At 50.5% G+C, this 21,741-nt stretch carries 19 protein-coding genes; 6 read left to right on the forward strand and 13 right to left on the reverse strand.

What is annotated here, in order from left to right; all coding sequences use genetic code 11:
* Positions 1–77 precede the first annotated feature (77 nt).
* Entirely contained in the window at positions 78–419 is a 342-nt protein-coding gene (locus tag P9L94_16185) for a hypothetical protein (GenBank protein MDP8245624.1), read from the reverse strand.
* A 24-nt stretch (positions 420–443) separates the two neighbouring features.
* Positions 444–1,724 (reverse strand): serine hydrolase, encoded by a 1,281-nt coding sequence (locus tag P9L94_16190; GenBank protein MDP8245625.1) that lies wholly within the window; start codon positions 1,722–1,724, stop codon positions 444–446.
* Positions 1,725–1,812: 88 nt separating this feature from the next.
* On the opposite strand from P9L94_16190, the gene P9L94_16195 reads away from it, so the two are divergent.
* Positions 1,813–3,714, forward strand: coding sequence for a DUF2723 domain-containing protein (locus P9L94_16195; GenBank protein ID MDP8245626.1), 1,902 nt, complete (start codon positions 1,813–1,815; stop codon positions 3,712–3,714).
* 5 nt (positions 3,715–3,719) lie between these two features.
* Here the strand turns inward: P9L94_16195 and P9L94_16200 are convergent, their stop codons facing one another.
* The 3 genes from P9L94_16200 to P9L94_16210 all read right to left on the reverse strand — a co-directional run bounded on the left by P9L94_16200 (position 3,720) and on the right by P9L94_16210 (position 6,438).
* Complete coding sequence (locus P9L94_16200; protein ID MDP8245627.1) at positions 3,720–5,420, reverse strand: hypothetical protein; 1,701 nt, start codon at positions 5,418–5,420, stop codon at positions 3,720–3,722.
* Positions 5,421–5,447: 27 nt separating this feature from the next.
* Positions 5,448–6,185: a hypothetical protein gene (locus P9L94_16205; protein MDP8245628.1), complete on the reverse strand. Its 738-nt coding sequence runs from the start codon at positions 6,183–6,185 to the stop codon at positions 5,448–5,450.
* 79 nt (positions 6,186–6,264) lie between these two features.
* Positions 6,265–6,438 (reverse strand): hypothetical protein, encoded by a 174-nt coding sequence (locus P9L94_16210; GenBank protein ID MDP8245629.1) that lies wholly within the window; start codon positions 6,436–6,438, stop codon positions 6,265–6,267.
* 124 nt (positions 6,439–6,562) lie between these two features.
* Here P9L94_16210 and P9L94_16215 point away from each other — a divergent pair, with 124 nt between their 5' ends.
* From P9L94_16215 to P9L94_16230, 4 genes are all read left to right on the forward strand, one after another.
* Positions 6,563–7,306, forward strand: a complete 744-nt coding sequence (locus tag P9L94_16215) for an RsmE family RNA methyltransferase (GenBank protein ID MDP8245630.1) — start codon at positions 6,563–6,565, stop codon at positions 7,304–7,306.
* A 145-nt stretch (positions 7,307–7,451) separates the two neighbouring features.
* The gene (mtaB, locus tag P9L94_16220; protein MDP8245631.1) at positions 7,452–8,753 is read left to right on the forward strand and encodes a tRNA (N(6)-L-threonylcarbamoyladenosine(37)-C(2))-methylthiotransferase MtaB; all 1,302 of its coding nucleotides are present in this window, start codon (positions 7,452–7,454) and stop codon (positions 8,751–8,753) included.
* Positions 8,750–9,322: a sigma-70 family RNA polymerase sigma factor gene (locus P9L94_16225; protein MDP8245632.1), complete on the forward strand. Its 573-nt coding sequence runs from the start codon at positions 8,750–8,752 to the stop codon at positions 9,320–9,322. Before mtaB ends, P9L94_16225 begins: the two co-directional genes overlap by 4 nt.
* 519 nt (positions 9,323–9,841) lie before the next feature.
* A complete protein-coding gene (locus P9L94_16230; protein ID MDP8245633.1) occupies positions 9,842–11,083 on the forward strand; it encodes a spondin domain-containing protein in 1,242 nt (413 codons plus the stop codon).
* A gap of 62 nt (positions 11,084–11,145) precedes the next feature.
* Here the strand turns inward: P9L94_16230 and P9L94_16235 are convergent, their stop codons facing one another.
* Complete coding sequence (locus P9L94_16235; GenBank protein MDP8245634.1) at positions 11,146–12,438, reverse strand: hypothetical protein; 1,293 nt, start codon at positions 12,436–12,438, stop codon at positions 11,146–11,148.
* Between the two features lie 91 nt (positions 12,439–12,529).
* Complete coding sequence (locus P9L94_16240) at positions 12,530–14,593, reverse strand: TonB-dependent receptor (GenBank protein MDP8245635.1); 2,064 nt, start codon at positions 14,591–14,593, stop codon at positions 12,530–12,532.
* 132 nt (positions 14,594–14,725) lie between these two features.
* On the opposite strand from P9L94_16240, the gene P9L94_16245 reads away from it, so the two are divergent.
* Complete coding sequence (locus tag P9L94_16245) at positions 14,726–15,409, forward strand: class I SAM-dependent methyltransferase (protein MDP8245636.1); 684 nt, start codon at positions 14,726–14,728, stop codon at positions 15,407–15,409.
* A gap of 341 nt (positions 15,410–15,750) precedes the next feature.
* Here P9L94_16245 and P9L94_16250 read toward each other — a convergent pair whose 3' ends face one another.
* The 6 genes from P9L94_16250 to P9L94_16275 are packed head-to-tail and all read right to left on the reverse strand — an operon-like array spanning position 15,751 to position 21,518.
* Complete coding sequence (locus P9L94_16250; GenBank protein ID MDP8245637.1) at positions 15,751–16,230, reverse strand: hypothetical protein; 480 nt, start codon at positions 16,228–16,230, stop codon at positions 15,751–15,753.
* A 20-nt stretch (positions 16,231–16,250) separates the two neighbouring features.
* Complete coding sequence (locus P9L94_16255) at positions 16,251–17,609, reverse strand: phenylacetate--CoA ligase (protein ID MDP8245638.1); 1,359 nt, start codon at positions 17,607–17,609, stop codon at positions 16,251–16,253.
* 2 nt (positions 17,610–17,611) lie between these two features.
* A complete protein-coding gene (locus tag P9L94_16260) occupies positions 17,612–18,055 on the reverse strand; it encodes an amino acid-binding protein (protein MDP8245639.1) in 444 nt (147 codons plus the stop codon).
* A gap of 16 nt (positions 18,056–18,071) precedes the next feature.
* A complete protein-coding gene (locus P9L94_16265; GenBank protein ID MDP8245640.1) occupies positions 18,072–19,412 on the reverse strand; it encodes a phenylacetate--CoA ligase in 1,341 nt (446 codons plus the stop codon).
* A complete protein-coding gene (locus P9L94_16270; protein MDP8245641.1) occupies positions 19,409–19,903 on the reverse strand; it encodes an indolepyruvate oxidoreductase subunit beta in 495 nt (164 codons plus the stop codon). The genes P9L94_16265 and P9L94_16270 overlap by 4 nt, the downstream gene beginning before the upstream one ends.
* A complete protein-coding gene (locus P9L94_16275) occupies positions 19,884–21,518 on the reverse strand; it encodes a thiamine pyrophosphate-dependent enzyme (protein ID MDP8245642.1) in 1,635 nt (544 codons plus the stop codon). Before P9L94_16275 ends, P9L94_16270 begins: the two co-directional genes overlap by 20 nt.
* Between the last annotated feature and the right edge of the window lie 223 nt (positions 21,519–21,741).

The raw sequence follows: 21,741 nt of genomic DNA on the forward strand, positions 1-21,741 counted from the left end.
TTTGCTAGATATAATACAAAACAGCCGGGCGGTTTCGCCCGGCTGTTTTTTTGTCTCAATAAAAATCTGCGAATCAATTATGCAAGCCCTATGAGCATTGCTGTTAAAATTTTCATGATAAGAAATGACAAGACGCACATCGCCACCATTTCAATCAAAGAGCCCAGTCGAAAACTGACAAATATAAGAACCCACATGATCGGCGTTAACAAATACCTGAAAAGTGGAACCCATTGAGAAAGAAAAAGCGCCAGGCTTAATCCAAGCATCACACCAACCGCCCCGAACAGGTTCCCCATTAAGCCGCGACGCTCATCTTCTTCCCGCGAATCCATAAGAAAGCCCGCAATAAAAAGCGCAACGCCAACACTAATCCCAGGTGCGAATATCTCCATGGCTCGCGCAAATAGATATCCCATCGCTCTTCCTCCCCTCAGGCTGAATTATGGTTCGAGAATGTTCACCTTTTCGCCGACCAGCGCTTTGCTGACGTTAATATAAAACGCGCGGAACAGAGACGGTTTGGAAGCCTCTGCACGTTTGGGGTGCACCGCATTGGTCAGCAAAATCGCCGCGCAATTGTGCTCGGGGTCAACCCAAATCATGGTACCGGTAAAACCCTGGTGACCGAACGCCGACGTTGAGGGCAACCCGCCGCCGCCGTGTAACGTCAACTTGTCGTCCATTCCCCACCAGCCGATCAGCTGCTCGCGGCTTTGCAGAAATCCGCTGCCTTTTTTTCGAGGCCCTTCCGCAATCTGTCGCTTCAGCATCAGATCAATGGTTTCTTCTTTGAAGATGCGGACGCTGTTGAATTCGCCCTTGTTTAACAGCATCTGGGCGAAGATCGCCAAGTCGTTCACAGTCGAATAAAGCCCGGCATGGCCGGAAACGCCGCCCATCGCGCGGGTGTTTTCATCATGGACGATGCCCTTGAGTTCTTTATCGCGCATCAAGTCATATTCGGTCGGCGCCGTGCGCAAGCGGTGCTGCAAGTCGGGTAAGTACATGGTGTCTTCCATACCCAACGGCTCAAAAATGTTATCGCGAGTAAATACGTCCAGGCGTTCGTCTGAAATCACTTCGACAATGCGCCCTAACATGATGAAGCCCAAATCGCTGTAAATACGTTTGTCGCCCGGTTTGTAAGACAACGAGAGCGCCTCATCAATTTGGCGGTAGACATCCTGTCGATCAATAAACAAAGTATAAAACGGGAACCACGCTGGCAACCCCGAGGTGTGGGTAATCAATTGGCGAACGGTGACCTGGTCTTTCGCGCGCGCGCCAAAGGTGGGGATATAACTCGCAACGGTTGCGTCTAAATCTAACTGTCCGCGTTCAACCAGAAGCATGATCGAAGTTGTACAAGCCACCGCTTTAGTAACGGACGCCATATCAAAAATGGTCATTTCCATCATGGGTTGTTGCGCAGGCGTATAGACGATATCGCCGTCAGATCCACGGCTCATCATTTGGGTTTGCATATTGCCCACTGCGCGCCGCGCGACGATCTTGCCGTCTTTGATAATCATACCGACGCCGCCCGGCCCGCTTTTGTTTTCCACTTCTCCCGCCAAGTCAGAAAACGCCGCGTTGACGTATTCGTAATCTAAGCCAACGTCCCAAGGGTTCGCCCAAGGCAGCGGATTTGGGGTCTCCGCGAAACTGATACCCGCGCAACAAATAAATAGAAATACATAAGCAATACGGCGACTCAACATTATGTCATCTCCTTCGTTCTTAGCCGTTCCAATGATACAGTAACTTGCGCCTCTTTAATAATTGTAGGGAAACCATCTCCATTCATCAATGAAACAACGATATTGTGATGCTGTCGCGATTGGAGTGCTGCTGGCAATTGCTTGCGCACTTTACTTGCCCTATTTATTCGACAAACCCGGATTCAGCGGCGATAGTATTAAATTCCAGGCGATCGGGCCTGTGCTCGGCGCCCCCCACCCCACCGGCTACCCATTATACATGGGACTTTTGTGGGCGACGGCAAAAATTCCGATTTCTACGTACGCGTTCAAAGCCAATGTCCTGAGTTTATTTTTCTCGCTAGCGTCTCTTCTTTTGTTATACGCAAGCATCCGTCGGCTCGGCGCCTCACACTGGACGGCGTTTTCTCTTTCCGCATTTTTCGCTTCGACTCCCGCCGTATGGAGTTACTCCTGCGTGGCGGAAGTCTATTCGCTGCATTGGTTTCTTATGCTACTGTTTTTGCGGATTGCGTATGAATGGCAACAGGCGCCGACGCCCCGGCGGTTTCTCTTCTTACTTCTTATTCTAACGCTCTCGTTTCTCCATCATCTTTTGACCATCACGCTGCTGCCCGCTTTTTTATTGTTCTTGTTTTTGAACCGACCGAAATGGCCCCGCGTCAAACGCGTCCTTCTGGCAATTGCTATTTCCTTATTTGTTTTCGTCGGCGTACACGCTTTGTTTTATTTGCGCTTACAAATGGAGCCTCCCTATATGGACGGGGGCGAATTGGACGTACGCGGGTATGTGAGTTACGTCATGGGCGGCGGATATCGCACCCTATTGTTTGCGGATGAGACCATGCTTTCATGGATACAAAAATGCGGGGCGCTCTGCCTTCGGCTCGCGCAGGAATGGAGTTGGCCCGCGCTCATCATTGCGCTGGTCGCCGCAGCCGCGAACGTCCGCGCAGCGATTCAATACAGACGCAGCGAGCTATTGTTGCTCGCGAGTTTGCTGACCTGGTTCATTATCTGCGGCCCCTATGACATCGCAGACATCGACCAATATTTTCCCCATGCGCTTATTCTCGTTTTGCTTTTAATTGCGCATCGCCTGCCGACTTGTTTTAAGAACCATCAAAAATTTTATGTTCCGTTGCTCTCTCTGGTTGTCGTATGTTTCGTCGGCTTCCGATGGACAGCGCCGCCGCAAGAGTTAGTCAAATACCGCGCTTCGCAGCCGCAGCCCATTCAAGAAATGCTCAGGCAGGTTCCAAACGATTCAATACTCGACGCGGGGTTCTATACCTACGAACAGTTATTCAATTACTACCGCATGGAGCAAAACCGTTTTGACGTGAAGCCGTTTATTCTGCCCCAATTCGCCGCGCAAACATTTAATTACATCGTGTACGGCGTTCCCCTCTCGGCGCGCGGCGAGACCATCCCTGCGGGACGACGCGCATTCACATTTTCTGACATCGCAGCCTACCAAAGGCTTGGGCTTCAAGTTCAACGTATCTATTCACCCACAAACTCGCCGCTCAATGAAACCTTTTTCGAGCGGTTACAAAAAACAGCGCAAGGAAAAAGCGTCTTCATTGCTGGTTCGCCCAGTTTGGTTGCGAGCGACCGCTTGAATTGGGCCAATGCATTTCAGCGACTTGGCATTCAAATCAGCCAAGAGGATATGAACCAGAAATGCGTGATTGCGTACCACCCAAACTTCGGCACGGAGAGCGAAGGCTTCGTCGTCAAGCGCGACTTTGAGTCGATTGAGGTTGCACCTCCTCGCTCAAGAGCCAAACTTGTGAGCCACAAAACCGAGGGCGGGTATTTGTCATACGTTGAGTTGCAAGACGTTCGTTTTGGAGACTATCAGGAGGGCTATACATTTGTCATTGCCGATTCATGGGGCGCCGTGCAAGCCTTTACCATCGACCCCATGTATGGAGTTCGCGTGTTTCCGTATGATTTGGTTGAAGTATTAAAACCCGCTGGTTGATTCGACTACCATTCCAATTCATGCAGTTTCTGCAGACCATACCAAACAGGAATCAAAATGGCGCAGGTTTGCCATAACAAAAAGAGCGTAACCCACATCATCAGCCCCGGTTCAATAGCAAGCAAGGTCGAGAAATCAACGCCAGGGGTATGATCGAGCGCAAAGCGCCCCAACAGCGCCGCGCTCACAGCAAAATATAACATGGTTAAAATCATCGTCACCAATGCGCCCGTGTTTGAGCTCACGTCCGCCGCGCTGGTCGCGTCAAATTTATGAAACACCGCGCCTAGCCCCATCGTCCAACTGGTAAACCCAAACGCAAACAAAAGTAACGAGGTCGAGCTAATCATCCACAGTGTTGCGTCCGCTTGCAGGATGGAGTTCAACAGATACAACATGCTCTCGCCAATGACCAGCAAAAAGAAAGCATGGAGGTAATATTTGGTAAAGAAAAAGCGCGGCATCCCCACGCCGGAACTCATGATTTTCCAAAAGGCGCGACCTTCGAGACTAATCGAGGGAAAAGTAAACCGCAGTGAAAGCGTGGCCTGAATAAACCCGAGCAGCATGATATTAAAAAACACAAGGAAGTAGGCGCGTTCTTCTGATTCAGTCCCTTCTAGATTCACGTTCTGCATGTGGGCGATGTAAAACAACACCAGGCCAATGATGAGCACCATTTGCCCCCACTGAGAAAAATCACGCATGAACAGCCGGATTTCTTTCAGCAAAATCGCGCCCGACGCTTTCGGCAAAAACGGAATGGCGCGCAGCCCGCGCGGATGGAATTCTTTCGACTCGCGCGACCGGCTAATGCGGATGCGTTCTTGCGACCACAACCAGGCTTCGCGATACCAGCGGTCTCCCAACTCCATCGCAAACTGCCAGAGCAGGAAGGCGCCGCTAACCAGCAAGAGCAAGTTGATGCCGACGCCCTTTAAATCATTTTGTACGGAAGCGGTCAACAGGCTTGCCAACCATTGATTGGGTAAATAGGGCAGCGTTGAAAGTTGCATATTCGCGAGGCGCTCGCCAATCGCCTGCGCGTCAACCTGGGTGAACAAATCACTATTGTTTGCGACTACATATCCCACCAATGAAAAAACGGTGGTCAACAATAAAGTGCTGGCGAACAACGTCCGATAAGGCCGCCCCAGAATCCAGCGTGCGATAAACACCATCGCGATGATTCCCGACAAGCCGATGACGCCCCAAAATCCCAGCATACCGATCAAAGCAATGGGGTAATAAATGAGCGGCGCGTCTAACGCCCATCCATAGGCCAATAAGACGGGAATGCAGAGCAAGGCCAATCCCCAACCGCCGCGTATCAACGCCTCGCAGCATTGGATGCGAAATATATTGCTTACATGGTAGGGAGTTGACATGAGCAACGGCAGTTCATGCCCACGAAACAGTGAACCAAACGCGGTGAGGGCGTGACCAAGAAAAACAATGAGAGACGCAGAGAAAAAACCAAGCGAGAGAAAGCGCGTAAGAATGATGGGGCCAATCACGTCAATCGTCGCGAGGTTGTTACACAACCGGCTGACGCCTGCGAAACATAGCGTCCAAAACAATCCTAGCAGCAACAGAAACGCTGACGCCTGCAAAAAAGCGTCGAGGTTAAACCGACGCCAATAGCGCACCATGCGCAGCCACTTCACGCGAATCAGGTTCCAGTCGGACCCGGATACGGTCAACACGGCTCCACCTCTCCGCCCGCCGAACCCTTACAGGAGGGCTTGGTCGTCGTCGATCAGTTCATCGCTTTCCCAAACCAGAAAACGATGGCACGCCTCACACTGCACTACGTCCTGACCCCGTTTGACCAACTGTATAATCCGTGGAGTGAGCCGTACGCTGCACCCGCCGCAATGCCCGTTATTCGCGGGAACCACAGCCAAGCCATTTCGAGAATTGAATACGCGAATGAAGCGTTGATAGAGGCTGGGATTGACTTTATCAACAACTTCTTGCGAAGCCGATTTGGCTTCTTCAATCGAAGAGTTCATCTCGCTGGCGCGGTCTTCCAGAGCGCCAAGCTCGCCGCTGAATTGCGATTTTTTCAGGTCAAGTTCAGCGGTTTTTTCTTCAATGGTCTTGTTGGCTTTTTCGACCGATTCCATCAACTCAAGCATCCGGGTTTCGATGCGTTGATTTTTTTTGTCGAGGGCTTCGATCTCGCCCAGGGTGGCGTCGTATTCTTTTTTATTTTTGATGGAAAGCAGCTGCGCTTCTTTTTTCACCCGCTTATCTTGGTTGGAACTCAAATCTAATTCGCGGGTTTTCTGCTCAGTTTCGCATTCTTGAATTTTTGTTTTCGCGGCTTCGACAGCATCTTCCAACGCGCCAAACAGGCCTTCGATTTCCTGGCGCCGTTTGGGGATGATATCGTACTCAGATTCAATCTCTCGTTGTTCGCTGAGCGTTTCCTGCAATACCAGCAATTGCGACAACCTCGGGTCCATACAAACCTACCTTACGTATGAGAAAGTTAAAATTTTCGGCCAGCGCTTGACCAGCCAGGACGAAAAAATCCCCGCAACCTTATTCGGGGCGGGGAAATTTTTCATCCAGTTTGGTTATAATATCGTCCATAAACCGGCTAATCGTGATGGAGTCAGGCGGACGCATATCGTCACCGTTAAATGCACTGATATACGATGAAGTTACCATCGCCACAATTTCCATACGCCGTTCATCACTTACTAATTCCGCCATCGGAGAACTCCTTTTGTCTAATAAGAATTCGACGGGTGTACTACGCTTCCGCAACCAATTAGCATACGAATAGAATCTAAACTTTGCAAGGGTTCAGACCATCCTTTTTTAACAGGTGCGGCAAGTGACCGAAAAAATACGGACCCGTCTTTTTGTTCCAAGCGCAGGCGCTCCCATGCTCTGCCTCGACGACTCGGATACGTTAAGCGTATCACGAGTTTTACGTCTACGGCGAGGGGAACGGATCGACTGCTTCAATGGAGACGGAAATTGCTATATTTACGCTGTCGCAGCGTCTCAGAAAAACGCTCTCTCGCTTGACCTTGAAAAGCATCTTCACAACCCAAGCGACAACATCCCAGAGACAACCGTAATGATCTCCGCCGTTAAAGGAAAAAATAAAGACCGCATCGTTCGCGATCTCCCCCCGCTTGGCGTAACCCGAATCGTGTTTTATTATGCGGAGCGTTGCGTGAGCCGCCCCGAAGCCGACCAACAACCGCGTCTACAAAAAATCGCGATTGAGGCCTGCCGCCAATGCGGGCGCTCCACGGTTCCAACAATAGAAATCATCGACAAACCATTACAAGAAGCAGCCAAAATCGACCAACAATCCGTCTTGTTTTGGGAAAATGAAACAGAGCGAGCGCTTCGATTTGAATTCACAACAGCCCCGATGCAATTAATTTTTGGGCCGGAGGGCGGTTTTACCGACAATGAAATTGACTGGGCAAAACAGATGGGAGTTCAAACCAGAAGCCTTGGCCCCCGGATTTTGCGCAGCGAGTTGGCTGTTACGGTGGGCGTAGCGCTGGTACAAGACCGCAGGGGAATTTTCAGCGCAGTTTCCCCTCATCCAGAAAAATAGGCTGCTATAATCCCGACATTAGAAAATAAGAGGTTCATCCGGTAAGTGAGCCGGGTTGTACCCATGCCACATGCAGCGAAATCTCAATTCAATGTATAAAAAAAGTATCCAATTTTACGGAAGAACCAAATAAGAAAACAAAACCATGACCACCAGCACGCGCGCGCCGCGCTTCTCCATTCATACCCTAGGGTGCAAAGTCAATCAATATGACTCAGAACGCATCCGCACCCAGCTGATGCAACGCGGCTTTCAGTTGCAAGGCGAGGCCGATGAATCGCTGGACTTAATCGTGGTGAACACTTGTTCGGTGACCTCTGAAAGCGACCGCAAAGGCCGCCAGATGATCCGTAAGTTGATCCGCCAAAACCCGGATGCGCGCGTCGCCGTCACCGGATGTTACTCGGAACGCAAACCGCTCGAAATCGGAGCGATTGAAGGCGTTGACGAAATCGTCCCCATTCAAGACCAAGACGCCTGGGCGGCGCGCATCGCCGACGAACTCGGTTGGGGATGCGAAGACCAAAGCCACCTCTGGAAAGGCGGCGGCATCGAAATCTTTCACGAACACACCCGCGCGTTCATTAAAATCCAAGACGGCTGCGATTTAAAATGCACCTTTTGCAGCATCCCCACCAGCCGGGGCGTCGCCCGCAGTCGGCCCATTCCTGAAGTAATGAATGAAGCGCGCCGGATGATTGATTTGGGTTACCCGGAAGTCGTCTTGTGCGGCATCTGCATCGGACATTACGGCATCGGCGAAGATTTTGGGCTACACAATCTCCTCGAAGAATTAGCCAACATCAAGGGCGTTAAGCGCATTCGTATCTCTTCGCTGGAACCGCAAGACGTGAGCGATGATTTGTTTCGCGTGATGGCGGACTACGGCGACATCGCCTGCCCGCATCTGCATCTGCCCATCCAAAGCGGCTCCAACAAAATTCTGCGCCGAATGAAACGCCCTTACCAGCGGGAGTCCTTTTTTGAACGAATACAAACCGCCCGCGATCTGATCCCCAATTTTGAAGTCTCGACAGACATCATGGTCGGGTTCCCGGATGAAAGCGATGATGATTTTGAACAGACGCTTGAGTCAGTCCGTATCAGCCGGTTCAACCGCGTCCATTCGTTTCCCTTCTCGGTTCGCGACGAAGCGCCCGCAGCGCGAATGAAGAACCATCTGCCTCCGAATCTAATTAAACAACGCCGCATTGAACTCGACCGCATCGCCAACGAAACCGCGAATAAAGTCAAGCAAGCGTATTTGACAAAATCGTTGCCCGTTCTTTGTGAATCATCCGAGCAAAGCCGATTTATCGGCTATACTTCAAACTATCTTCGCGCCGAATTCACCTCACCTCTTCCAATACAAAAAGGCGAAGAAATCCTTGTCCAGTTTGACCAACTAAGAAACGGCCGACTGCATGGAAAGCCTTTAAGCAAATGAATGAAACGACTACTTTGTCCCCACAAAATTGGGCGGAAGACTACGGCGACGTGTTATATCGCTATGCGTTACGGATGTTAAAAAATCCAGACCAGGCCGAAGACGCTGTTCAGGAAACCTTCATCGCCGCCATTCGCGCTAAAGATTCGTTCAAAGGTAAGTCAACCGTCCGCACTTGGTTAATCGGCATCCTGCGCAACAAGATTCACGATATGTTGCGAAAAAAATACCGCGAACAAGAAATCCTCGATCCGTCGAGCGACTTAGAAAACACCTATCCGATCCGCCAATGGTTTGATTATTTCAACCACTGGAAAAACCATCCCGCTACATGGAAGAACCCCAGCGCATCGTTAAACGAAAAAGAATTTTGGCTGACATTGAACCAATGCATCGAAAATCTACCCGAACCAATGGCGGACGCGTTCTCGCTGCGCGTGTTTGATGAAACAAATAGCGAAGAAATTTGTAAGATGATGGACATCACAACGACTCACTTAGGAGTCCTCATTCATCGCGCGCGGCTTCGGCTGAGGCAATGTCTGGAAATAAATTGGTTCAAAAAATAGGACGTCATGATTTCTTGTAAGAAAGCATCCATTCTATTGTCTGCGTCTTTAGATCGAGAACTTTCGTTCCTCGAAAGATTCGCGCTGAGAATTCATTTGACTGTTTGCAAATGGTGCAGGCGCTTTCGTGTTCAAATTACATTTCTGCACTCTCTTGGAAGCGAGCTGGACCAAGAAGAACAACTCATCACCGCCCTGCCGTCTGAAGCCAAACAGCGAATACAAAAATCCATTGATGATGAATTGAATCAGTAGTTCCTTTACGACTCAATCTTGCCTTTTTTTTAATCACTCACTTTTTTTGTAAGATTTCACCTCCCGCTTCGACTCACTTACTGCAAACCATTTCCGTCAGAGCGTTTGTCAAAAGTATGTGCGCTAAGCGCGCCCGTAGCCTGCCTGTCGCAGGCAGAGGCTCAGCGTGAGAGAGAGTTAACAAAACTCAATCCGCACATAATTCTGGCAACCACTATAAAAGAGAGAAATGGAAATTTTTTGATTGCAGAAGGAGTTTTGTGTATGAAGCGTCGTATTGTTAATCTGTTTGGTATTGCGGTTCTCGTTGTAGCACTTTCGGCTTCCATGCCGACCTATGCTTTGGTTTATCACATTGAAGTAAGAGACTTAGAACCGGGCCAGCCGCTAACCCCGCCGGTTGCAGTAGTCCATGATGCAGGCTATCAATTGTTTGCGATCAATGGACCTGCGACTCCTGGTTTAGAGACGCTGGCTGAAGACGGTCACCCAAACATGTTGGTCGACGAAGCCAATGCCAGCAGCAGCGTACAAAGCGTCCATGTCGGCGGCAGCGCCCCGACGTTTGGTTCCTTTAAATTTTTCATTGATGCTGAACCGGGAGATTTATTTTCACTCGTCTCCATGTTCGCCCGCACCAATGACAATTTCATCGGCGTTTCCTCAATGGCATTGCCTGGTGAAGGCGCTCCCGTCGAAATTGACGCAGACGTTTATGACGCTGGCACAGAAATGAACACTGGTCTCATCGCTCACATCCCAGCCTATGGCAATGAGTTTGTCGGCGAAGAAGAAAATGGGACCATCCAAATCGCAAACGCCTTCACCATTCAAGACGACCCAGCCAATGGCCAAGAAAACTTCACCTGGCCTCCATCAGCGAAAATCATCATTACCCCGTTAGCGAATGCGCTTCACTACACCATCAACATCACAGGAACAAGCGAAGGCCAACCGCTGACGCCTCCCGTCGTTGTTGTCCACGATTCACGCGCTCAAGTGTTTACCATCGGCAGCGAAGCCTCGGCGGGTTTAGAAATCATCGCAGAAGAAGGCATGCCAGACACGCTTGTTAGTGAGTTATTTCCTACGGAAGGCGTTTTTTCCGTCAACGTCGCGGGAACAGGCCCTGGCTTTGAGCATGAAACATCATTCATGGCGGCGCCCGGAATGCTTGTCAGCGTCGTGAGTATGTTTGCACGAACGAATGACGTATTCATCGGAATTAACAGCGTAGAACTTCCAACCATGGGCGCCCCGGCTTCTATTGAAGCAGTCGCCTATGACGCGGGAACAGAAATGAACACCGGGCTTGTGGAACATATTCCATTCTATGGAAACGCCGGCGGGCCGGATGAAAACGGCCTAGTTGCTGAAATCAATTCCTATTCGGTTCTTGATGATCCTGATGGGATGCTGGATTATGCTTGGCCGCCAGCGGCTACGATTACTATTTCTGGAAGCGAGGGCACATCAAACGTCGCCGACTGGACATTGTACGAATAAGCAAAATGTTGGGCGGGGAGATTGCTCCCCGCCCTGCTTATTTGAAGCGACGTTATTTCTTATTAATAGAGCTGCCAATTTTTTGTGATTGAACTACTGCCCCGAACAAAACGCGCATAGATATCTCGAATGTCGGGATCGCCTTCCGTTCCGTCTTCTTCCCATACAACGAAAAAATCACCCGACTGCGTGTTCGTCGCTACGGCAGGCAGTTTCGATTCGTCATAATACCGTTCGCTGCCGAAGTCTTCGGTGGCGTCATCGCCGCCGTCATAGATCAGAAAAATATCGCTTGCCAGTGAGCCGTCCCGCCCAATAAATCGCCCATAAATATCAGCGAAGGCAAATTCGCCGCTGGGGTCGCCTTTCCAAACGACAAGATAAACGCCAGCAGCAGAACTATAATCGGCGTCCTGACGAAGCGAGTAGGCCGTCGTTTTCTCAATGGGAACCGGCTCTCCAACCAGGCTTCCATCCGCAGAAACAATCTGCCCGATTACGTCAGTCGCTGTTTGAGGATCAAGGCCTTCGGAGAAGCCAATGCGTTCATCCCAAATCACAAGAAACTGATCGTCATCGGAGTTGTAGGCAACCCTTGGCGATTCTTCGGCGAATTCCTGGTCGCGAATAAACAGCGTTTCGCCAATCAATTCACCGTTTGCATCTAATAGTTGTGCGCTCAAATTTTCGGAGCCAGTATTGCGCGACTCGCGGTCTTCCCAAGCAACCAGATAGACATTGCTAACGCTTGACCACGCGACTGACGAATTGGTGCCGTTGCCGAATACGTCAACGGGAATATCCAGATCAAGATTGGGAAATAGAATTTGGGCGGAAGGGTTCTGTGATAATCCAGCAATGTATTTGTTATCGGTTGCGTTATAAGCGACTGACACGACGCGGGCGCGGGCGGCAGGATCAAAAAACGTCGGGCCGCCGCTATTGTCAATCACAGTGAAATTGCCTAGCAGCTGACCATCAGTCGCCACACGTTGACCATAGGCTTGGCTGCTATTGGTCATACGCGCAACAACAACAAACTCGTTGTCCGTGCTGTTATACGCGGCTTCCGGCGCCTCCATTCCAGCGGGGTCGCTCATAATCAAAAACGGCTCCATGATTGGCGCGCCAGTATCACCATTCACGATCACGCCGTGAATGTCATGCACACGATCAACCAGTTGTTCTTCCCATACCACAAGAAACGTATTGTCCGTCGAGTTGTAAGTCACATCAGGAAACTGTTGACCAAAAATTGCGTCCGTCACGATGACAACGTCATCGAGTTCCTGCCCGACTGCAACTCCAACAACCATGAATAGCGCAACGATTGAACATAAAATTTTGTGAGACATGTTTGATTCCCCTTTGGATATAAAAGACAGATGGATTAACAAAGTGATTTGTTTATTATGGCAGTCAATTGAAAGAATAGCGAAAATTAAATCAGAATCGGAAAGTTGCTTTTGCGTAAACGCTTCGATCTATATAGGTTGGCGCAGAAAACCAGTAGGGAGAATCATAAAATTCCCGGCGGCTGGAATCCAACAGGTTTTGTCCGACAACAGAGAGTTCAATGTTCTCATTCGGCGACCATGAAATCCGAATATCCAGATTTATGTGGTCAGCCAACTGGCCATCGGCAAGAAATAAACTGTAATCGGGAAAGGGAATTTCATCGACGTAACGCAGCCATAAATCAAGTTCGACATCTTTCGCCACGTCGATGCTCGTCAGCCATGAAACTTGTTGCTGCGGCGTTACGGTTTCTTCAATTTCTTCAGCGCCTTCAAGTAAAGTAACACGCTGATAATCAAGTTCTACGACGGAAAGTGTGTAGGCCAATTTCCATTTCATCCAATCAGCGACATTGATTGTTGAGGCCGCTTCAAAACCATAGATAGTCCCCTCTATATCGTTCACAAGCGGGCTGCTAAGTTCTATAAAGGGACGTCCGAGGTCATCAACCATAAATTCGATGTCACCATTCACCGCAACGCGCAGCCGATCATAATCATGAAAGAACAGCGTCGCATCGAATAATGCTTTCTCTGAAATGATCGTTCGATATCCGATTTCATAGGCAATGAGTTCTTCTGACAAAAACTCTTCGTTCCCTACTGTTTTTATCAAAATATCAAAAGGAAGAGCCAGATCATCGCCAAAAATTCTTGCGCTTTCATATCGTTCTAAATCATGTTCGCCGCGCGACGGCGTACGGACGGCGCGCGAGATGGACGCCCAGAATGAGTGGTTTTCATCCGGCGTCCACACCATGCGGGCGTTTGGTTGAATCTCAAATCCCGTATAATCGTTATGCTCAAATTTCGAGCCGAGTATCAACCGTAATTTGTCTGGAAGCAATTCAAATTCATCTTGTACAAATCCACTGAATAATTGGTCGGTGCGGCTGTCAGGATCAAAATTAATTTCTTGTCCGCCTTGCAGATCATCCAGATTCAGGCGATAGCCCAGCCCCCAGACCAATTCTTGTCTCTCGCCAATTTTAAAGCGATGTTGAAAATCCCAATCAAGAATGTCGCGTCGCTCATGGAAGGCGTAATGGTCGCGCTCGGTATAGTCATAAAAGAATTGCAGCGATAAATCCGAATCCTCTGAAAACTCGCGCGTCCATCGCGAAAGAAAGTTGGCGCCCTGGGCGTTATCATTCACATTTTCAAAAACCCAAAATGGATCATTGGGTTTCGGGAACGTATAGATATTGCCGACGCTCCCGCCGTATCCATCGCCTTGCAGCGTTAATGAGTCGTTTTCATCCATTTGCCAGTCGGCGCGAAATCCACCACGCAACATGTCCCAATCGTCTTCCGCCTCGTTTTCGTTTTCATCGAGGTAGCCGTCGCGATTAAAGTATTTGAGATAAGTTCGATAATAAAAGTCTTCGCCAAGACTGCCGCCGTACCGCACCGTTCCAAAGCCGTGTTCCTGCGTCCCCCCACCGACACTGACCAACCCGCCTTGAGTCTCTCTCGCATTTTTGGTAATGATGTTGATGACGCCGTTGACAGCATTCGCGCCCCACAACGTCGCGCCCGGGCCGCGGATCACTTCGATGCGGTCGATATCTTCGAGAACGACATCTTGAAATTCCCAATATACGCCCGAAAACAAAGGCGTGTATACCGAGCGCCCATCAATCAGCACCAGGAGTTTATTGGATAAACGATCATTAAAACCCCGTGAGGTGATTGCCCATTTATTTGAATCAATCCGCGCAACGATCAGCCCCGGCGCAAGCCGCAGCGCTTCCGGTATGCTGGTTGCCCCTGATCGGCGGATGTCTTCGTTGGTGATAACAAAGACCGCCGCAGGCGCACCGGAGACCGATTCTTTTTTCTTAGAAACGGACGTGATTTCAACTTGGAGCAGGTCTTCCAAACTCAGTTCAGTAAGTTGTGAAAGCGCAATGCCCCTCGTTTCGCTCTCAGCAAAAGCGAAGCCGATAGAAAATAAGGCAATTAGACACGGGATGAAAAGTAAATGGCGCATGAAGTTTTTAATAGACTGAAATTAGATCACATTTTGTTATAACATCTTACAAGATAGAGAATACATGAATCAGGTTGATTCACAAGAACTGAAAAACAATTGTACTATACAACTCAAAGGAAGCAATCACCAATGAAAATTCTATTTCCACTTTTTATCGCTTCAGTCCTACTATTGATAATCGCAAACACTTCGTCAAGTCAGGATGATAAGAAGCCCCTGTTAGCTCCGGTTTACCCCAAATTGGCGGACTGGTTTGTCGAACAATATGATCTCGCTGGTCTGGAAGGCGTCGCTCTCGACATCGGCAGCGGGCGCGGCGACCTGATCCTCGAACTTTGCAGCCGCACCCGCCTGCATTGGGTGAATGCGGATATCAACGCCAAGGCGTTTCCGGCTTTTCTACAACGCATTGACCAAGCGGGCTTCACCGGTCGAGCCAGCGCCATGCTGGCGGATGCGCAGCACCTACCATTCAAAGACAATTACGCAGACGTTATTGTCTCGCGCGGGTCGATTCCCTTTTGGGGTGACGTCAAAGCCGGGCTGGCTGAAGTCTACCGCGTACTCAAGCCGGGTTGCGTTGCGTATATCGGTCGTGGATTCTCGGAAAACGTCCCTGTCGAAACCGCCCGCGCCATTCGCGACAAGCAAAACAAAAGCCGCTCGTTTCCGGCGTATGACCCCGACGAAGCCGAAGCGACCTGGCGTAAGTATTTAATGGAATTAGGAATCGAAAATTTCCGCATCATCCGCCCGCGCCCCGCAGGCAGCGATGGTATAAACTACGGTGTGTGGATTGAGATGAAGAAGTAAATGAAAAAGGATTCTTCTGTAAATTAGAATTTTATTCTACAAATTGAATTGAGATTTCGCTGCATGTGGCATGGGTACAACTCTGCTCGCTTCAGTGTCAATGTCATTGACTGAAGACTTTTAGCCCCCCTTTTTAAGGGGGGGACGGCGCTGAAAGCGCCAGGGGGGGGACGGCGCTGAAAGCGCCAGGGGGGATTCGGGCGCAACACGTTGCGCCCCTACAGGGCTGATATTTTTGATTTCGTTGCATCAAGGTCTGCCCTCACTTCGCGACGCCTTGGCTCGCCATCCCTTAAGTCAATGACATTGGCTTCAGTGCGGGCTGTTACGCGAGCCCGCCCCTACTCGACTTTTCTATCCAAATAGAACCATAAAGGGAACACACCAACAAATATTATAGCAATAGGTGCATACTGATTCTGGAAAGTAGCAGTGTGGAATGTCATAAGCCCCATAATCAATGAAGTAAAGAAAACTCCGAGCCGCTGTTGTTCTAATGATGGCGCATTCTCTCGGTTATGGTTCTTAATTGCATTGAGCCTTTTTAAACCAAACCAATAACATAAAACGAATAGAACAATCGAAATCGTGAATGACAAAAGAATATGATTAGCAAAAGCAAGTGTGCTATATAAAAAATCACGCAAGAGAACAAAAGAATAAAGTAAAAAGAACCCAACAGGACTCCATATTGGAATAAAGATATTTATCTTGTATTCACTATCAAGCCTTCGTTTTCTCACTTCAATTAAAAGAAAGACCAGTGGAATTAAAAATCCCCACACGATAAAATTTTCTGTAGAAAAAAAATCTTTTGACATATTGCTTAACCTAAGTGTGCTTACAACTCCGCCTTCGGCCTGTGGTCGATGACGCGTTTGGCTTTGCCGACAAAGCGTTCGAGAGTTTGCGGGGCGACCAGTTCGATGTGCATTCGCAGGCCGGTGATGTGGTGAATCTCACGGTCGATACGGTCGCGCAATACCGCCATCTCGCGCATCTTGTCGGAGAAATCCTGGGCGCGCATCTCGACCCGGACCGTGATATTGTCGCGGCTGCCTCGACGGTCAACTTCGATCTGATAATGCGGCGCCGCGCCCTCAACGCGCAGCAGGGCTTCTTCAATCTGCGAGGGATACAAGTTCACGCCGCGCACGATCAACATGTCGTCCGTACGCCCGATGACGCGGCCCATGCGAACCGTCGTGCGCCCGCATGGACACGGCGTATGGTCCAGCGAAGCGATGTCGCGGGTACGGTAGCGAATAATCGGCATCGCCTGCTTGGTCATGGCGGTAATCACAAGTTCGCCGGGCTGCCCGTCCGGGACAGGCTCCAGCGTATCGGGGTCCAAGCACTCGACCAGAAAATGGTCTTCTTGAATGTGCATTCCCCGCCGCGCCGCGCACTCGCCCGACACGCCGGGGCCAATGATTTCCGACAGGCCGTAATTGTTAAAGGCGAGAATGTCCATGTCGCGCTCGATCTGAGCGCGCATGTCTTCCGTCCAGGGTTCGCCGCCGAAGTGGGCGAATTTCAAAGGCAGAGATCGAGGATCAATGCCCTCTTGTTGCGCGACTTCCGCGATATAGAGCGCATACGAAGGCGTACAGACGAGCGCATCCGCTTCGAGATCGCGCAGCAGCATGATTTGGCGTTCGGTGTTGCCGGACGCAGCGGGCACAATCGCCGCACCGACGCGCTCCACGCCGTAATGCAGCCCAAAGCCTCCGGTGAACAACCCGTAGCCGAATGCGATATGAACGAGGTGTTTGGCTTGCAAACCGCCAGCGGTCAAAAAACGCGCGCACAGGTCCGCCCATAGTTTAAGATCATCCTGGGTATAGGCGACGAAAGTGGGTTTGCCCGTGGTTCCCGACGAGCCATGCAGCCGGGCGATTTTATCGCGGGTCACAGCGAGAAAGCCGAGCGGGTAATGTTCGCGCAGGTCTTGTTTGGTAGTAAGCGGTAGACGTTTCAAGTCGTCCAGCGACTTGATGCTGCTGATGGTGATGTTGTTTTTTTGGAACGCGTCGCGATAAAACGACACCGTCCCCGCGCGACCCACGCAGTCACGCAGACGCTCGACTTGCAACGCCTGCAATTGCGGGAGCGGCAGGGTTTCGTCTGGGTCCCAGATGCGATTTTCTGTGACGAACTCCGGCGCCTGAACGGGAGCGGAACGTGGATTCAAAACCATGCCTATTCGCCCGCAGACAACCCGAACAACTCAACCTCGCCAACCATGTTCACGGCTTTATCACGTAGTTTCTCAATCGCAGCGTCAACGTCGTCAAAGCGTAAAATCAAGATGGCGCTGCCGCCGCGACCGAACGTGAATGCATACATGTATTCGATATTGATCCCGCATTGATCGACTTGGCGCAGCAACTCCGCCAGCCCGCCGGGACGGTCAGGCACTTCGACCGCGACCACGTCGGTAATTTTCACTACGCACTGTTTTGCTTCGAGCGCAGTCTTGGCTTTTTCCCAATCCTTCACCACAAGACGGAGAATTCCAAATTGTTCCGTATCAGCAAGCGAAAGCGTGAGAATATTGACGCCTGCGTCTGCTAAAATTTGAATTGCGTTGTCCAACTGACCAAGGCGGTTTTCTAAAAAGAGTGACAACTGTTTGAGTTTCATGGTTCATTCTCCTCACTTAAAGTTGCCGGTTATCAATCACGCGCTTGGCTTTGCCCATGCTGCGTTCAATGGTGTGCGGTTCAACCAAACGCAAATGGACGCGAATGCCCAGCGTACGCTCAATCGACTGGCTGAGTTTTTCCTGAAGCCCTTCGAGTTCGCGCACCTTGTCGCTGAAGAGTTCGGCGGTGACTTCGACCTGGACTTCGATCTTGTCCAACCCCTTATCGCGGGTGAGGATAATCTGATAATGCGGCAGCGTCCCCTCAACGGCGAGCAAAGCGGTTTCGATCTGGGATGGGAACACATTGACGCCGCGAATGATGAACATATCGTCGCTGCGTCGCCCGATGCGTTGGATGCGGCGAATGCTGCGCCCGCATTTGCATTGCTCAGGATAGATGAAGGTGATGTCATGAGTACGATAGCGTAGCATGGGCATGGCCATCTTGCCCAATGTGGTCAACACCAGTTCGCCTTCTTCGCCGTCAGGTTTTGGCTCTCCGGTTTCGGGATCGACAATTTCTGGATAGAAATAATCTTCAATGATGTGCAGGCCGTCTTGCGCGCAACATTCTGCGCCAACGCCGGGGCCAACGATTTCAGACAATCCATAAATGTCATAGGCTTTGATGCCCGTTGCGGCTTCGATGCGCTCCCGCATGGATTCCGTCCACGGCTCGGCGCCAAACACGCCCGCGCGCAATTGCAGGTCGCGAATATTCACGCCCAGTTCTTCAGCGCGTTCAATGATGTGCAAGAAATAACTCGGCGTACAGCAGATCGCCGTAACCGAAAAATCTTTCATAATCATAATCTGGCGGTCGGTATTGCCGCCTGAAATGGGGATCACGGTTGCGCCCAGCGCTTCGGCGCCGTAGTGTGCGCCAAGGCCGCCAGTGAACAAACCATACCCATAAGCATTTTGAATGATGTCGCCCGCATGAAGATCATAACAGGCGAAACACCGCACCATCGCGTCCGCCCACACGTCAACGTCTTCCTGCGTGTAAGCGACCACTGTGGGTTTTCCCGTGGTGCCGCTGGACGCGTGAACGCGAACAACCTTGTTCATGGGTTCGGCGAATAGCCCAAAAGGATAATTGTCGCGTAAGTCGTTTTTAGTCGTGAACGGCAGTTTTGTAATGTCTTTGATTGAGCCGATGTCTTCGGGCGAAACGCCGCGTTCGTCCATGCGGCGGCGATAGAGTTCCACACGGTCATAGGCTTGCCAGACAATTTTTTGCAGCCGCTGAGTTTGCAGGTTTCGCAATTGCGATACGGGAAGATAATCGGGTGCACTGGCGGGATGAAAATCTCCTGCGGCGCAAGCCATATCACCTGAGATGCGAGTCATGAGCTTTCCTCCCCAGAATTCAAAGATCGCCCCAAAGCAAACGCTTGTAGGTTCACATCATGTATTTTTTCCGGCATGAGTAAGCGGATCGCTTCATGCCAATACTCTTCTTCAATGGAAAGATGTGTACTCAAAATTCCAAGTTGAACGACATTACCGCTTTTGGGATGAGGTAGTTTCACATCTTTCAACACGGAGGAAGAAATGAGAACGCCGTCCGGCGCCAGGTAGTGCTGGTTGACTTCAAGTTGGTCTTCTGACAACACGACTAAATAGTCGGCTTGGCTTGAAGAGACCATCGGGCTGTGAACTTGCTCGCCAAAACGAACATCGGACGTCACCGAACCGCCGCGTTGGCTCATGCCGTGTATTTCGGCTTTCTTTACATCGAAGCCCGCGCAAAAAACAACTTCGGCGAATATATCAGAGGCTTTGAGGACGCCCTGCCCTCCCAAACCGGCGAATACAACATTAGTGACTTTTGGATTCATGATGCTCCTGCTCTTGATGACATGAACATGATTCTTCATGGGTGATGGCTTTTTCGTATTGGCGGATTTTGCCCGCTGCGAGAATACAAGGACGCCGCACAATCAGTACCGTTAGATCATTGCTCTTCAACGCCGATTGCAGCGGCGCATCAAAGTTGGTTGGTTCTAACACTTCGACGCGGTCGACGCCCATGGCTTCGCAGAGTTTTTCCATCGAGACCATGTGCGTGCGCTGATGGTCGAGAGTGCGCCCGGTTGCGGGGTGTTCCTGCAAGCCCGTCATTGCTGTGGTTCCGTTGTCAAGAATCATAACGACGTGCCCGGTCGAGGGCGGGTTATAAACCATTTCCGCAATGCCGGTGATTCCACTATGGATGAAGGTGCTATCGCCAATTACGCTAACCACGCGGCGCGCCTGCGCTTCGGGCAATGTATGACGCAAGCCAAGGCCAACGCCGATGCTGGCGCCCATACACACGCAGGTGTCCATCGCCTCAAACGGCGGCATCACGCCCAACGTGTAGCAGCCAATGTCGCCGGAGACAATGCAGTCAAAATCATGCAACGCCTGGAACACGTTGCGATGCGGACACCCCTGGCATAACTGCGGCGGCTTTCCCGGAGGACGTACAAACTCTATCGGTTTATGGTCGTTGATGATTTGTTTGACGCGCTCGACGTTTAATTCGCCAAAACGAAACGCTTCCTGCTTGGAGTCAATATCAATGCCTTCGGCGCGAATGGCGTCCGTCAGGCAAGGGTCGCCTTCTTCAATCACGACGCATCGCGAAACCGAAGACGCAAATTCCCGAATGCGGTCCATCGGCAAAGGATAGGTCAATCCAAGTTTCAACACGCTCGCTTCCGGGACAGCCTCGCGCACATGCACATAGGAAATGCCGGAGGTAATGACGCCCAGTTCGCTTGATTGACGAATTTCTTGATTGATCGGCGCCGATTCGTTCCACTGCTCGATCTCAGCCAACTTTACGCGCAAGCGCTTATGAGCCAACCGCGCATAACCGGGAATCATCACGCGACCTTTGATGTCGCGAATAAAATTGGGCGCGGCAGCGTCATCAATATTGCCGTTCTGGTTCACAACGGTTTTGGAGTGACAGATTCGCGTGGTTACGCGAAACAGAACAGGAATGTTCCAGCGCTCTGAAAGTTTGACGGCGTCTAAAAAGAAATTATACGCCTCTTGAGAATCAGACGGCTCGATCATCGGCAGTCCCGCCGCGACGGCGTAGCGGCGGTTGTCCTGCTCATTTTGGCTCGACGCCATGCCAGGGTCGTCAGCGTTCACAATGACCAATGCGCCCGAGACGCCCGTATACGCGGCGGTGAAAAGCGGATCGGCGGCGACATTCAAGCCAACGTGTTTCATGGTCACTAAAGTGCGCGCGCCAGCATAGGCCGCGCCTAAACCGACTTCCAGCGCCACTTTTTCATTGGGCGACCATTGCGCCTTGCCTTGGAGATTAGAAAATGATTCGAGTATTTCGGTGGAGGGTGTACCCGGGTATCCGACGCCAAGCGCGACGCCGGCGCGGATTGCGGCTAACGCGACTGCTTCGTTGCCACTGAGCAGCATTCGTTTTGTAGCGTTCATGAAGTCGTACCTCGTTGCGCATACATTTGAACTAAGGCGATTTGATAAAAATACCGCCCAAGATGATTAACTTAGTTAAATTAGACCAAATTGTCAGAATTATTCAAGATACAGCGTTCAAATTCCGGTCTATTTTACCAATGGCTATAGATTTAATAAAGCAAAAAGTATACTAATAAAATATTATCATTCTCTTTTTCAGTTTTCATCCATGTAATACATG

It is taken from the genome of Candidatus Hinthialibacter antarcticus (assembly GCA_030765645.1).
In the GTDB taxonomy this organism is placed as follows: domain Bacteria; phylum Hinthialibacterota; class Hinthialibacteria; order Hinthialibacterales; family Hinthialibacteraceae; genus Hinthialibacter; species Hinthialibacter antarcticus.